This window comes from Roseateles sp. SL47, from assembly GCF_026625885.1.
Taxonomy (GTDB): domain Bacteria; phylum Pseudomonadota; class Gammaproteobacteria; order Burkholderiales; family Burkholderiaceae_C; genus Roseateles.
Genome location: NZ_CP113068.1, coordinates 6,318,250 through 6,332,058, shown reverse-complemented (window position 1 = coordinate 6,332,058; position 13,809 = coordinate 6,318,250). Strand labels below are relative to the sequence as shown.

Annotated in this window: 14 protein-coding genes; 4 read left to right on the top strand and 10 right to left on the bottom strand. The window is 66.3% G+C overall.

What is annotated here, in order from left to right:
* Positions 1 to 63 precede the first annotated feature (63 nt).
* Positions 64 to 801 carry an RNA pyrophosphohydrolase gene (locus OU995_RS27235; protein ID WP_267833279.1) on the bottom strand — a complete coding sequence of 246 codons (738 nt, stop codon included), beginning with the start codon at positions 799 to 801 and terminating at the stop codon, positions 64 to 66.
* Positions 802 to 957: 156 nt separating this feature from the next.
* Here OU995_RS27235 and OU995_RS27230 point away from each other — a divergent pair, with 156 nt between their 5' ends.
* The 3 genes from OU995_RS27230 (at position 958) to OU995_RS27220 (ending at position 4,500) form a co-directional block, all read left to right on the top strand.
* A complete protein-coding gene (locus tag OU995_RS27230) occupies positions 958 to 2,712 on the top strand; it encodes a proline--tRNA ligase (RefSeq protein ID WP_267833278.1) in 1,755 nt (584 codons plus the stop codon).
* Complete coding sequence (locus OU995_RS27225) at positions 2,709 to 3,815, top strand: DUF418 domain-containing protein (RefSeq protein ID WP_267833277.1); 1,107 nt, start codon at positions 2,709 to 2,711, stop codon at positions 3,813 to 3,815. The genes OU995_RS27230 and OU995_RS27225 overlap by 4 nt, the downstream gene beginning before the upstream one ends.
* Before the next feature lie 106 nt (positions 3,816 to 3,921).
* The gene (locus OU995_RS27220) at positions 3,922 to 4,500 is read left to right on the top strand and encodes a lytic transglycosylase domain-containing protein (RefSeq protein ID WP_267836402.1); all 579 of its coding nucleotides are present in this window, start codon (positions 3,922 to 3,924) and stop codon (positions 4,498 to 4,500) included.
* A gap of 85 nt (positions 4,501 to 4,585) precedes the next feature.
* On the opposite strand, the gene OU995_RS27215 is transcribed toward OU995_RS27220, so the two are convergent.
* The 6 genes from OU995_RS27215 to hemA form a co-directional block, all read right to left on the bottom strand.
* Complete coding sequence (locus OU995_RS27215; RefSeq protein WP_267833276.1) at positions 4,586 to 5,182, bottom strand: UbiX family flavin prenyltransferase; 597 nt, start codon at positions 5,180 to 5,182, stop codon at positions 4,586 to 4,588.
* 5 nt (positions 5,183 to 5,187) lie between these two features.
* Positions 5,188 to 5,502, bottom strand: a complete 315-nt coding sequence (gene grxD, locus OU995_RS27210; RefSeq protein ID WP_267833275.1) for a Grx4 family monothiol glutaredoxin — start codon at positions 5,500 to 5,502, stop codon at positions 5,188 to 5,190.
* A gap of 124 nt (positions 5,503 to 5,626) precedes the next feature.
* Complete coding sequence (locus OU995_RS27205; protein WP_267833274.1) at positions 5,627 to 6,316, bottom strand: hypothetical protein; 690 nt, start codon at positions 6,314 to 6,316, stop codon at positions 5,627 to 5,629.
* Between the two features lie 187 nt (positions 6,317 to 6,503).
* Positions 6,504 to 7,343: a peptide chain release factor N(5)-glutamine methyltransferase gene (gene prmC, locus OU995_RS27200; protein ID WP_267833273.1), complete on the bottom strand. Its 840-nt coding sequence runs from the start codon at positions 7,341 to 7,343 to the stop codon at positions 6,504 to 6,506.
* Positions 7,340 to 8,428 (bottom strand): peptide chain release factor 1, encoded by a 1,089-nt coding sequence (gene prfA / locus OU995_RS27195; RefSeq protein ID WP_267833272.1) that lies wholly within the window; start codon positions 8,426 to 8,428, stop codon positions 7,340 to 7,342. Before prfA ends, prmC begins: the two co-directional genes overlap by 4 nt.
* A 334-nt stretch (positions 8,429 to 8,762) precedes the next feature.
* Positions 8,763 to 10,181 (bottom strand): glutamyl-tRNA reductase, encoded by a 1,419-nt coding sequence (gene hemA / locus OU995_RS27190; protein WP_267833271.1) that lies wholly within the window; start codon positions 10,179 to 10,181, stop codon positions 8,763 to 8,765.
* A gap of 158 nt (positions 10,182 to 10,339) precedes the next feature.
* Here hemA and OU995_RS27185 point away from each other — a divergent pair, with 158 nt between their 5' ends.
* Complete coding sequence (locus OU995_RS27185) at positions 10,340 to 10,624, top strand: hypothetical protein (RefSeq protein WP_267833270.1); 285 nt, start codon at positions 10,340 to 10,342, stop codon at positions 10,622 to 10,624.
* Between the two features lies 1 nt (position 10,625).
* On the opposite strand, the gene miaB is transcribed toward OU995_RS27185, so the two are convergent.
* The 3 genes from miaB to OU995_RS27170 form a co-directional block, all read right to left on the bottom strand.
* Complete coding sequence (gene miaB / locus OU995_RS27180) at positions 10,626 to 11,966, bottom strand: tRNA (N6-isopentenyl adenosine(37)-C2)-methylthiotransferase MiaB (protein ID WP_267833269.1); 1,341 nt, start codon at positions 11,964 to 11,966, stop codon at positions 10,626 to 10,628.
* Positions 11,967 to 12,072: 106 nt separating this feature from the next.
* Positions 12,073 to 12,543 carry a hypothetical protein gene (locus OU995_RS27175; protein WP_267833268.1) on the bottom strand — a complete coding sequence of 157 codons (471 nt, stop codon included), beginning with the start codon at positions 12,541 to 12,543 and terminating at the stop codon, positions 12,073 to 12,075.
* A gap of 70 nt (positions 12,544 to 12,613) precedes the next feature.
* Positions 12,614 to 13,408 (bottom strand): hypothetical protein, encoded by a 795-nt coding sequence (locus OU995_RS27170; RefSeq protein WP_267833267.1) that lies wholly within the window; start codon positions 13,406 to 13,408, stop codon positions 12,614 to 12,616.
* Positions 13,409 to 13,809: the final 401 nt, after the last annotated feature.

The window sequence follows — 13,809 nt, the reverse complement described above, 5'->3', positions numbered from 1 at the left end:
AAAAAAGAACCCGCCAATCCGATGGAGTGGCGGGTTCTTTGCTTTTCGAGGGGCGGTCCGGTGTCAGTCGGTTGTGGGCGGTTCAGAGCCGTTGACGTGTGGCAGGGCAGAGCTCTCGGGGGTGGCCGTGGCGCTGCCCGGCGCAGGCCCCGTCGCGTGCCCGACCACCTCAGGCCCTGCAGGCGGGTCCTGAAACTGCCCGTGCCCGTGCCCGTGGTGCTCGTCAAAGTGGCCGCGGCTGGCGTGGTCATGCCGCTCATGCCGATCTGGCCGGTCGCCGCGTGGAGGCGGGCGCATGCCAGCCCGCAGGTAGCGGTTGTGATGATTCAGACGTGGCAGGAAGCGTGCAAGTTCGGTCAGGGCCATCTGATAGACGCCTCGCTTGAACTCGATCACCGCCTCCAGCGGCACCCAATATTCATTCCAACGCCAGGCATCAAACTCCGGATGGTCAGTGGCACGCAGGTTCATATCGCTGTCGCGGCCGGTCAGCTGCAACAGGAACCAGATTTGCTTTTGCCCGCGATAGTGCCCCCGTGCGTCCCGCCGGATGAAATGGTCTGGCACTTCATAACGTAGCCAGTCCCTGGTGCGCGCAATGATGCGCACATGGTCTGCAGTGAGGCCCACTTCCTCATGCAGCTCTCTGAACATCGCCTGCTCGGGCGTTTCTCCATGCTTGATTCCCCCTTGAGGGAACTGCCAAGAATGGGTGCGTATGCGCTTGCCCCAGAACACCTCGTTCTTGTGGTTGAGCAGGATGATGCCGACGTTGGGCCGGAAGCCTTCACGGTCGAGCATAATCAACCTCAAATCATTCGTTGAGTCGATTATTGCACCGGGGCAAAGAACCGGGGCGATTGTCGCTAACCCTCAGTCCTGCCGCTCTTTTTCCCCGCGTGCCGACGGGCCCTTCCGTCGATCCGGCCGAGCGCGGTCGCAGACCCTCCCGAGCCCATGAAAGCCTCCCAGTTTTTTATCTCCACCCTCAAGGAAGCCCCCGCCGACGCGGAAATCGCCAGCCACAAGCTGATGATGCGTGCCGGCATGATCAAGCGCCTGGGCGCTGGCCTGTACAACTACATGCCAATGGGGCTGCGGGTCATCCGCAAGGTGGAAGCCATCATCCGTTCGGAGATGAACCGCGCTGGCGCCATCGAGCTGCTGATGCCGGTGGTGCAGCCGGCCGAGCTCTGGCAGGAGACGGGCCGCTTCGACAAAATGGGCCCCGAGCTGCTGCGCGTGAAAGACCGCCACGGCCGCGACTTCATCATCCAGCCTACCTCGGAAGAAGTCATCACCGACATCGCCCGCCAGGAGCTGCGCAGCTACAAGCAACTGCCCCGAAACTTCTATCACATCCAGACCAAGTTCCGGGACGAGCGCCGCCCCCGCTTCGGTGTGATGCGGGGCCGCGAGTTCACCATGAAGGACGCCTACTCCTTCGACCGTGACGTGGAATCCGCAGGCCGCAGCTACGAGAACATGTACCAGGCCTACTGCCGCATCTTCGAGCGGCTGGGCCTGGAATACCGCGCCGTGGCCGCCGACACCGGCGCCATCGGGGGGGACCGCTCGCATGAGTTCCAGGTCATCGCCGAGACCGGCGAAGACGCCATCATCTACGCACCCGAAGGCACCTACGCGGCCAACATCGAGCTGGCCGAAGCGCTGCCGCTGCTGGCTGCCCGGGCGGCCGCCACGCAGGCGCTCGCCAAGACGCCCACGCCGGGCAAGTCCACCTGCGCGGATGTGGCCGAGCTGCTGCAACTGCCGCTGACGCAGACCGTCAAGTCGCTGGTGCTGGCGGCGGACCAGACCAATGAAGCCGGCGAAGTGGTGAAGACGCAAGTCTGGCTGCTGCTGGTGCGCGGTGATCACGATCTCAACGAAGTCAAGGCCGGCAAGGTGGACGGGCTCAAGGGCGGCTTCCGCTTTGCCACCGTCTCCGAGATCGAGCAGCATTTCGGCAGCAAGCCCGGTTACCTGGGCCCGATCGGACTCAAGCGCGAAGGCGACGGCAGCGTCAAGATCGTGGCGGACCGCACTGTCGCCCTGATGGCCGACTTTGTCTGCGGCGCCAACGAGGCGGATGCCCACTACACCGGCGTGAACTGGGGGCGTGACCTGCCCGAGCCCGATGTGGTGGCCGACATCCGCAACGTGGTTGCTGGCGACCCCTCGCCGGACGGCAAGGGCGTGCTGGCCATCCAGCGCGGCATCGAAGTGGGCCATGTGTTCTATCTCGGCACCAAGTATTCCGCCGCGATGAATGCCACCTACCTCGACGAAAACGGCAAGCCGCAGCTGATGGAAATGGGCTGCTACGGCATCGGCGTCACCCGCATCCTGGGGGCGGCCATCGAGCAGAACCATGATGAGCGCGGCATCATCTGGCCGGACGCGATTGCGCCGTTCACCGTGGTGGTCTGCCCCATCGGCATGGACCGCAGCGACGAGGTCAAGACCGCCGCGCACCAGCTCTACCAGGACCTGCTGGACTTGGGCGTGGATGTGCTGCTGGACGACCGTGGCGAGCGCCCGGGCGCGATGTTCGCCGACTGGGAACTGGTGGGCGTGCCGCACCGCGTGGTGATTTCCGACCGGGGCCTGAAAGAAGGCCAGGTGGAATACCAGGGCCGTCGTGAGCCGGCCGCTACCAAGCTGGCGCTGGCCGACGTGGTCACGCATCTGCAGCAGCGTCTGAAGTGACTCTGGCGGCTTCGCCATCCCCCCGCGTTGCGGTGGTGGACGCTTTGCGTGCCATCGCCTTGATGCCAGTGGTGGTGGTGAACTGGGTGGGTTATGCGGCCCTGCCGGACGGCGGACCGTTGAGTGCGCCCGCGCCGGCCGATTCACTGCTGGCCCAGAGCCTTTCCTGGCTGCTGTATGCGCTGGTGGCCGGCAAGGGCATCAGCCTGCTGGCCTTTTTGTTTGGCTACAGCCAGGCGCTGTCGCAGCGTTCGCAGTCGGACGGTGCTTTGACCCACCGCCGCCAGCGGCTGCAGCGCATGGCCCTGCTGGGCCTGCTGCACGGCTGCCTGCTCTACATGGGCGACATCCTCACCACTTATGCCGCCTGCGGCTGGCTGATGCTGGGCTGGATGGCCCGCAGCATGCGAGACCTGCGCGTGCGGCTGCGAGTGGTGGTGGCGCTGAATGTGCTGATCCTGCTGTTGGCGGTGATGCTGTCCCAGTTGCCGTTGGGCGGGCCGTCCTCCCCGTCGCTCAGCCTGCCGGCCCCGTGGGGGCACTGGGTCCTCCGCAATGCCGGCCACTACCTGCTCACCCTGTTGATGGTCCTGATCCTGGGCCTGCCGCTTCCGCTGCTGCTGATGACGTTGGGGCTGATGGCGGGCAGGCTTCGGCTGTTCTCGCATCCGCGCTGGCGACCGATGCTGGCGAACTGGGCTCGGCGGTGGTGGCTGCCGGCCCTGCTGCTGAATGTGGTGGGTGTCACGCTGCTGTGGCCTGGATTGTTGGTGGGCGATGTCCGCGACACCAGTCGCTTCGCCATCGCTTATCTTTACCCCACGCTGCTGCTGCTCAGCGCGGTGGTGCCCGCGCTGGTGCTCACCTTGCACCGCCGGCCCGACTGGCTGCGGCTGTTGGCCCCGATGGGCCGCCATACGCTGACGCTCTACATCGGCAGTTCGGTGTTGAGCCTGCTGCTGTTCAGTGGAGCCGGCCTGGCGTGGCAGCCGGGCACCGCTGTCTCGCTATTGCTGGCGCTGCTGTATTGGGGCGCCGGCCTGATGCTGGCACACAAGCTGGGCTCGCGGCGTCTGCCGCTGGAAGCCTGGATGTCCCGTTGAATTCATGAAGCCTGTGTCCCGATCTCCCTCTGTTCCGATCTGGTCCCCCGATGGGGCGCCGACGTCTCGACGTCGGCTGCTGTTGGGCGGCGGTGCCGCTGCCCTGATGGCGGGCCTGGGCGGCATGCCGCGCCCGGCCTGGGCCGGTGCTCAAGTGGAAGAGCCCTTGGCCGATGCGGTGCGTTCGGTCCTGTCCGCCGCCATTGCCTATGACGCGCCCCCGAAGCCGCATTTCGAAAGCATCGAACCGCGCCTGGTCTATCTGCGTTGGCTGGGGGAAATGAGCGAGCGGCTCAAGCGCCAGAAGGCCGAGGCCCAGACCCGCATCGAGTTTCTGGAGACCGTCTGGTACGAAAGCACCCGCGCCGGGCTGGAGCCCGCCTTGGTGCTGGGGTTGATTCAGGTGGAAAGCGGCTTCCGCAAATACGCCATCAGCGTGGCGGGCGCCCGGGGCTACATGCAGGTGATGCCGTTCTGGACCCGTCTGATTGGGGACGGCCAAGCCTCGCGCCTGTTCCACATGCAGACCAACCTGCGATTCGGCTGCGTGATCATGCGCCACTACCTGGACCGGGAAAACGGCGACCTGTTCCTGGCCTTGGGCCGCTATAACGGCAGCCGGGGCAAACGGGAATATCCGGACCTGGTGTTCGGCGCCCGCAAGCGGTGGTTGCCGCCGGGCTGAGGGGCTGCGGGCGCATGAAATCGGAAGCAGCGCAAGCAGCGCCAGCAGCAGTCTGGCCGCCGCCAGGCGGGCGCAGGAGTCCTGCTTACTTCAGCCCATTCCAGGCCTGGGGCGTGGCCCCCGGCAGTTGAGACAGCTCCAGCACCCGTTCCACCGTCTCCGCCACCATCTCGTCGATGGACGCTGGTTTCAGATACAGCGCCGGCAGCGGCGGGAAGATGATGCCGCCCATCTCGGTCACTGCCGTCATGTTGCGCAGATGCGCCAGGTTGAACGGCGTCTCCCGGACCATCAGGATCAGCCGGCGGCGCTCTTTCAATGTCACATCGGCCGCGCGGGTCATGAGGTTGTCGGAGAGCCCGTGGGCAATCGCAGCCAGCGTGCGCATGGAGCAGGGCGCCACCACCATCGCGGCGGTGGAGAAGCTGCCGCTGGCCACGCAGGCGCCCACATCGCCCGGCGCATAGGCCCGGTCGGCCTCCCGTTCCAGCGCGTCGCGGTTGAGGCCCAGTTCATGATGGGCGTTCAGCACCCCGGCAGGGCTCAGGATCAGATGTGTCTCCGCACCCAGCGCCCGAGCCCGGCGCAGCAACTGCAGCCCATAAGCAGCGCCGGTGGCGCCGGTGATGCCCACCACCAGGCGGGGGCGGGGGGCTGGCGCGGCGTGGCCGGCCGGTGTCATCGCGTTCAGGCCTTGGCCAGCAGCTGTTGCAGCTCGCCGCTCTCGTACATCTCCATCATGATGTCCGAACCGCCGACGAATTCGCCGCCGATGTAGAGCTGGGGAATGGTCGGCCAGTTGGCATATTCCTTGATGCCCTGGCGCACGGCTTCGTCTTCCAGCACGTTGAAGGTCTTCAGGTCGGCGGCGCCGCTGGCCTTCAGGATCTGAATGGCACGGCCGGAGAAGCCGCACATCGGGAACTGAGCGGTACCCTTCATGAACAGCATGACCCGGTTGTTCTTGACCAGGTCATCAATGCGTTGTTGAACGTCGCTCATCTGGGAATCCTTTCTTGAATGCGTGGGCCCGCGAGGCCCATGGGCTCGATCGCAGGATTATCGACCACGCGTCAAGACCGTGCGCGCCCAGGTCATTGAGAGGCCGCCAGGCGGCCATCCACCCTCAGAAGCTGTAGCTGACGCCGAACTGCAACACCGGCTTGAACCGCGCGTCGCGGCCCGTCTCGTCCAGCGGGGCGTTGTTGCCCAGGCGCAGGCCGGGGGCGCCGTTGGCCAGCATGCCCAGGTCGGCGCTGAAGCCCCAGCCGCCGCGCAGCGAATAGCTGGTGTAGCCAACCCCCAGATAGGACATGGAAAGGCTGGGCTCGCGCTCGGCAGCGGTCAGCAGGCTGAGGCTGCGCTGGCCGACGGAGAGATAAGGGGTGAGGCTCGCGCCACCGCCCAGGGCCAGCCCGGAGCTGCTTTGCACCAGGGAGAGTGGGCCCACCAGCAAACCGCCGGTGGCACGCAGGCCGCCCCGGGTGCCGCGGCCGAGGCCGGAACCGGTGAGGTAATAGTCACCCAGCAGGTTGGCGCTCAGGATGCGGCTGCCGTTGCGGGCGTCGTAGCTGCCGTTGGGATTGTCCTGGGACTGGTTCAGTTGCACGCGGGCTTGCCAGGCGCTGGGACGGGGCCCCGCGCTACCGCTGGCGTCATCCATGCCGCGGCCGAGGCCCTGGCCATAGGCATTCGCATACCCTTGCGTGTAGGCATTCGATTTCAATTGCAGGCCCTGCTGAGCCAGTACGGAACCGGCCGAGGTTGCACCGGCCAGGACCAAGGCCAGGCGCAGGAGCAGAGGGGCGGCGCGCATTGGAGGTCTCCCAGTCCGGCTCGACCCATGCCGAGCCCGATAGAAACCATGCTACGCGGTGGTCCCCGGCTTGTGTAGCCTGAGTTGAAAGGGGATTCGTCGCCTGTTGCAGTTTTGGCTACGGCTTCTGACACATTGGGGCGGCTGGCGGGCCGCAGTGTTGGTTGCAGGCTGCACCGCTGTGGCCTCAGCCCGCCCACCGGCCGCCGCTGGCCCGGGGCTGGTCACCCAGATCACGGCGCAGGGACACGTCCCTGAAACCCTGTTCATGCAGCAAGGACGCCACAGATTCGGCTTGGTCCCAGCCATGTTCCATCAAGAGCCAGGCACCTGGTTTCAGCCAGGCCGGCGCTTGTTTTGTCAAGTGGGCGATGTCGCTCAGGCCGTTACCTCCTGGTGTGAGCGCGGAGCGGGGTTCGTGACGTAATGCGCGAAGATGGTGATCGTTTCCCGCCACATAGGGTGGGTTGCTGACGATCAGATCAAACGGCGCCTGCCCTTCCAGGGGCTGGAACCAGCTGCCGAGATGGGCGTGTACCGTCAAACCCAGCCGTTGCGCATTGCCGCTGGCCACCGCCAGCGCGCCGGGGCTGACATCCACCATGTGGACGTTTGCATCCGGCCGCTGCGAGGCCAGCGCCAGGGCAATCGCGCCGCTGCCGGTGCCCAGATCCACCACGCGCGGGGCGGTCAGGCCCTGCAGCTGCTCCAGTGCCCACTGCACCAGCACCTCGGTGTCGGGGCGGGGCACCAGGGTGTCTGGCGTCACCTGCAGCCGCAAGCCGAAGAATTCCTTTTCGCCCACCAGATAGGCCAGCGGTACGTCGTCCAGCCGTTGGGACAGCCAGTCCTGGAAGCGCTGCTGCTGGGTGTCGCTCAGCAGGTCGGTGTCATGGGCGATGAGCCAACTGCGGGTGCAGTCCAGCACGGCTTGCAGCAGGTATTGGGCTTCCGCCCGGGGCAGGCCGGCGCTGGCGGCGTGGCGCAGGGCCTCCGCGACGGTGACTGGCGCTTTGAGGGGCGTCATGCCCGTCCTTCCAAAGCCGCCAGTTGCTCTGCCGCCTGAGCCTGTTGCAGCCCCTGGATCACGTCTTCCAGGTCTCCGTCCATGATGGCCCCCAGCTTGTAGAGGGTGAGGTTGATGCGGTGATCGGTCAGCCGCCCCTGCGGGAAGTTGTAGGTGCGGATGCGGTCACTGCGGTCGCCGCTGCCGATCAGGCTCTTGCGTTGCGCGGCTTCCTTGACGGCGCGTTCGCTGCGGTCCTTGTCCCGCAGGCGGGCTGCGAGCACGGCCATGGCCTTGGCCTTGTTGCGGTGTTGGCTGCGGTCGTCCTGGCATTCGGCCACCAGGCCGGTGGGCAGGTGGGTGATGCGGATGGCGCTGTCGGTCTTGTTGACGTGCTGCCCCCCCGCGCCGCTGGCCCGGAAGGTGTCGATGCGCAGATCGGCGGGGTTGAGCTGGATCTCTTCGGCTTCGTCCGGCTCGGCCATCACCGCGACCGTGCAGGCGCTGGTGTGGATGCGTCCCTGGGATTCGGTGGCAGGGACACGCTGCACGCGGTGACCGCCCGACTCGAACTTGAGCCGGCCATAAACACCGTCCCCTTCCAGCCGGAGCACCAGTTCCTTGTAGCCGCCCAGGTCGGATTCATGGGACGACAGGACTTCGTGGCGCCAGCCCTGGCTCTCGGCGAAACGCATGTACATCCGGGCCAGATCGCCGGCAAACAGAGCGGATTCGTCGCCACCGGTCCCCGCGCGAATTTCCAGGAAAGCGGGCCGTTCATCGTCCGGGTCCTTGGGGATGAGGGCCAGTTGCAGGGCCTGGTCGAGCTCGCTCAGGTCGGCCTCGGCGCTGGCGATCTCCTCCCGGGCCATGGCAATCATGTCGGTGTCGCCGCTGTCCAGCAGGTCGCGGGCGGCCGTCAGGTCGCTTTCGCGCTGCTGATAGCGGCGATAACGCTCCACCAGCGAAGACACCTCCGCCTGCTCACGGGTGAGGGCGCGATAGCGCTTCATGTCGGCCGCCACGCTGCCGTCGGCCAGGGTGCTGTCCAGCTCCACCAGTCGGAAGGCCAGGCGTTCGAATTGTTGGCGAAGGGTGTCGTTCATGGAAATGCAGGGCGATGGGCCGGTGGCCGTGGGTGCTGGAGGCGGGCGGCTCCGGTTTGGAGCGGGCCGCCCCTGGCATGTTGAGGCGATTCTGGATGCTGGCGACGGGAGCCGTTTGCGGCGTGGAGAGGCCGCCTGGATCAACGCCGCTCGGTGGCGGATTCGGGCGGCAGCTGGGGCTTGCAGCGCTGCGCATCGCTGGATTGGGCCGTTTTGTTGCCGGGTTCGGCTCAGGGCGGTGACGCGGAGCTGTCCAAGGCCATGGAGGGGGCCCCTGTCGGGGCAAGCCACGGTTGGAGATCGTCCGACTGCGGCGGCGACACGAGGAGCGTCGCTAAGACTCGTGAGACGCGCCTGCCGCAGAGGCGTTGGATGAATGGCCGGCGGTGAAGCCCGCCGAGGCCCTTGCGGATACACCGGACACAGCGGACGCAGCGGATACACCGGACGCAGCGACATCCAGCGCGGTATTGCGCAGGAACAGCCGGGAGACGGTTTGTGCCATCACCAGCCGCTGTTCGCCATCGCTGCCATTCAGCTCGGCCATGGCACCGTGCAGCATCTTCTGGGTGAGTCCCTTGGAGAGGGCTTCCAGCACGGTGTCGATGTCCTCGCCCTTGGCCAGCAACTTGCGAGCGCGTTGGATTTCGGTCTGGCGCCAGGCGTCCGCCTGCTGATGCAGGGCCTGGATCAGCGGGACGGTGTGACGTTGGCCCAGCCAGTGCACAAAACTCTGCACGCCATTTTCGATGATGGCTTCCGCCTGCTGCACCGCCGCCTGACGCTTCTCGCCAGCGGTTTGCACCAGTTGGGAGAGGTCATCCACGGTGTAGAGATAGATGTCGTCCAGCTGCGCGACTTCAGGCTCGATGTCCCGCGGGACGGCCAGATCCACCATGAACATGGGCCGATGTTTACGGCGCTTGAGCGCCCGCTCCACGGCGCCCAGGCCGATCAGCGGGAGGCTGGAGGCGGTACAGGAGATCACCGCGTCGAATTCATGCAGGCGCTGCGGCAGGTCCACCAAGCGCACCGCTTCCCCGCTGAGGTGTTGGGCCAGTTTCTGGCCCCGTTCCAGCGTGCGGTTGGCCACGGCCAGCCCTTTGGGGCCCTTGGCTGCGAAGTGGGTGCCAACCAGTTCGATCATTTCACCGGCGCCGACCAGCAGCACGCGGATGTCCGACAGGTTTTCAAACAGCTGCGAGGCCAGCCGGACCGACGCCGCTGCCATGCTGATGGAGTGGCTGCCGATCTCGGTGGAGCTGCGGACTTCCTTGGCCACCGCGAAACTGCGCTGGAACAGTTGATGCAGTGTGGTGCCGAGGGTGCCTGCCTGATCCGCCTCGCGCACAGCTTGTTTGAGCTGGCCGAGGATTTGAGGTTCGCCCAACACCATGGAATCCAGACCGCTGGCCACGCGGAAGGCGTGGCGGGCAGCTTTGCCGTCTTCCGCCACATAGGCGTGGTCCAACAAGGTGGAGCTGCCGACGCCGCCCACCCCCGCCAGCCAGTCCACCGCCGGGCGGACCATGTCTGCATGGCCGGCCACATACAGCTCGGTGCGGTTGCAGGTGGAGAGCAGGGCGGCCTCGGGGAGATTGGCGGCCCGGCGGGCCGCCGCAGACGCGCCCTGACCGAGTTGATCGGTGAAGCGCTGCAGCGTGGGGGCCAGTTGCTCCAGGGTGAACGCAAACCGCCCGCGCAGGTCCAACGGCGCGGACTGATGGTTCAAGCCAAGAGCGAAGACCGTCATGATGTCGGCGATTATAAAATTCCTGACGAACTCCCGCACCTGCCAGGGGCAAGCGTCGCAATGATCCGTCAAGGAAGCAGCGACTTCTCCCGCTTGGGCGGTTGTTTTTCGGCGTCGAAGGCGATAGCCGCCCTGTCATCAACCGGAATGAGTCGCTCTTGAACCCACTGGACGTCGTCTGGCACCTGTGCAATTTGTTTCTGCCCGCCTGGGCGGTGGCCGCGCTGATGGCCGGCGCCCTCAAGCTGCTGTGGCGGGAGCGGGCCCGAGGCATCCGTTGGGCCCATCTGGCCCTGTGGGGCGCGGCGGGCGGCTCCATGGCCACCGTGTTTGCGGTGCTGCTGATCGGGCGGGACGGCAGCATGGGCGGTTACGCGGCCATCCTGGCCGGTGTCACGCTGCCGCAGTGGGGGCTGACCTGGCGGACGTCCCCCAACAGCTGACTCAGACGGAGGAGGTTTCCGTCAGCGGAACTTCCGCCCGCAAGGAGTGGGCAAAGGCCTCGGTGATTTGCAGCGGGATCAGCTGGTGCATCAGCCGCTCATGGCCCTTGAAATTCACGATGCGATTGCATTCGGTGCGGCCCATCAGCTCGGTGGCGTCGCGCCGGGCGTGGCCGGACACCAGCACCGGCACGGTTTGCCCCACCAGCGCCTGGTTGTAACGCAGCGCCGTGGCCTCGATTTCGGCTTGCAGCTCCTGCAGGCGGCGCACCTTCACCTCATGCGGCGTGTCGTCCTGCAGATTGGCGGCCGGCGTGCCGGGCCGCGGGCTGAAGATGAAGCTGAAGGACGCATCGAAACCGACGTCCCGCACCAGTTGCATCGTCTTGGCATGGTCCTCATCCGTTTCGCCGGGGAAACCCACGATGAAGTCGCTGGCGATGCGGATGTCCGGACGCACGGCGCGCAGCCGGCGCACGATGCTCTTGAACTGCAGGGCGGTGTAGCCGCGCTTCATGGCGCTCAGGATGCGGTCGCTGCCATGCTGCACCGGCAGATGCACATGGTTCACCAGCTGCGGGATCTTGCCGTAGGCATCGATCAGCCGCTGGCTGAATTCATTCGGATGGCTGGTGGTGTAGCGGATGCGCTGGATGCCCGGGATCTCCGCCACATACTCCAGCAGCAGCGCAAAGTCGGCGATCTCGTCGGTGCCGCCCATGCGGCCACGATAGGCGTTCACGTTCTGGCCCAGCAGCGTCACTTCCTTCACGCCCTGGTCCGCCAGCCCGGCCACTTCTTCCAGCACGTCCTCGAAGGGGCGGCTCACCTCCTCGCCGCGGGTGTAGGGCACCACACAGTAGGAGCAGTATTTGGAGCAGCCTTCCATGATCGACACAAACGCGCTGGCGCCTTCCACCCGGGCCGGCGGCAGGTTGTCGAACTTCTCGATCTCGGGGAAGCTGATGTCCACCTGCGGGCGCAGCTCTTGCTGGCGCTGGGCCAGCATCTGCGGCAGGCGGTGCAGCGTCTGCGGCCCGAACACCACATCCACATAGGGCGCGCGTTCGATGATGGCGGCGCCCTCCTGGCTGGCCACACAACCGCCCACGCCGATCAGCGTGCCTTTGGCCTTCAAATGCTTGATGCGGCCGAGGTCGGAAAACACTTTCTCCTGCGCCTTTTCCCGCACCGAGCAGGTGTTGAACAGGATCAGGTCGGCCTGCTCCACATCGGTGGTGGGTTCGTAGCCTTCGGCGGCGCGCAGCACATCCGCCATCTTGTCCGAGTCGTACTCGTTCATCTGGCAGCCAAAGGTCTTGATGAAGACTTTTTTCGTCATGGCAAGGACTCCAGGCCCGGTGCTGCAACAGCCCGGACCCTGCAAACGGGATTCAGTGGGGTGACTTCAGCGGGACCGCTTCAAGGCGCGGGCCCCGATGCGCAGATCACCACCAGGACGATTTCGACCATTTCTGGTTGGCCGCATCAAACGACCATTCCGACGCTTCCTTGGTCGTGGTCGGCCAGGGTTTGTTCTCCAGCTCCACGCTGTTGAGCACCCAGACATCCATGATCAGGCCGCTGAGGTCGGTGGTGTAGTGCACCACCAGTTTCTGGCCGGACAGGCTGGCGGACAGGGCCACCATGTCGTTGGCGTCCTTGATGCGGGCGCCGGGGGCGAGCCGGGTGTCCTTGCCGTTGAGCGTCACTTCCGGCGGCGTGCCGACGACCAGCGTGCCGCGCAGGGCCTTGGCCGGGAAGAAACGATGACCGCTGGCGGCCTGCGCCTGCGCGGTCTGCGGCAGGAGGGCGGTGCCAACGGTGGCGGTCAGGACGGCGATGCTGGCAGCCAGGGCTTGCAGGGCACGACGGGGTGCGCGGGAGCCTGGCCGGGCGGGCATGGCACAGCGATACATGGGGTAGATCCAGTGGCTGCGAAAAAAGGGAAGTGTAGCGGCAAGCGGATGAGCCACCGCAGCGGGGTGATCACAGGGGCCGGACGGCGGGGCGCGGCGGTACGGGGCTGCCTGCGGCGGCGTTGCCCGCACCGGTCTGGCCCATGGCCACGGCCGGACCGGCCGGTGGAGGTGGTTCGGGCATGACATACACCACCCCGGCGCCCTGACCCAGCACCGGGCGGACCACCTGGTCGAAGAACTCGCCGGTGACGATCACACAGCCCAATGAGATGCGGTTGTCCTCCGGGGAGGGAGAGGCCAGCCGCTCGGGCCGGCGTTCGCTGGCCGGAGAGGGGCGCAGGCGATGGATGGCAAAAGCGGCGTCGTAATCCACCCAGATCACGGTTTCGCCCTTCAGATTGCGTCCGGGCTGGCTGTCGTAACGGCCCGACGGGGTGGTGCGCAAGGCGGGCGGGATGCCGGTCTGCACCCTCTGGCCCACATTCGGGTCCAGCGTGTCGCCGCGCGCCAGGCCCAGCAGGGCCGGTGTGGCACCGGCCAGCCGGCCGTCAGCGTGGAAGACCAGCAACTGGGCTTCCTTCTTGTCCACCACCGCAAACGGCAGCCCCTGAGCATCACCGTACTCGAAGGCCAGTTGCGCCATCTGCAGCGCCTCCGGCGACACCACGGCGCCATGCACGTCCACCTGCCTGACGTCCCGGGATGTGACCCCGGATGTGGCCCCGGATGAGGTCTGGGACGCCCCGGCAGCCTGGGCGGGCTCTGCGGCCAGCACCATGCTGAGGAGCGCAGCACCCAGCAGGTACTGCCCCCAATTTCGCCGCTCCTGTGGAGGATGATCCAACAACGACAACCCCTTCATACTGCCTGCGGTCCTTGTCTGACGACGGCCCTGCCGACCGCATTGCCGACACGCACTGCCATCAGCATTGCCCACGGCGCTCATGTCTTTCGGGCCGCATATTACGAAGAGAAGCTGGCGAGCAGATGGTCATCTGCCCGCTCAGAGGCCCCGGAATTTCCCTGTGCTGCACAAGGTTGGCCGACCTGTCGGAAAGTACCGCCCGCAGTACGGAGCGCGGACGGCTCCCGAATGGGGCCATCCGGGCTGGCGGCAGTCGCCGCACAAGTGAGAAGGGTGTGGGAGAGGCAGGTTGGAATTTGTCCGGGGCCATCCTGGTGGGATCGAGTGGGGACCCTCAGGTGATTGCATGCTCTAAGGGATAACACGGGCACGCAAGCGGGCGTTTGTCGCCCCCGCTG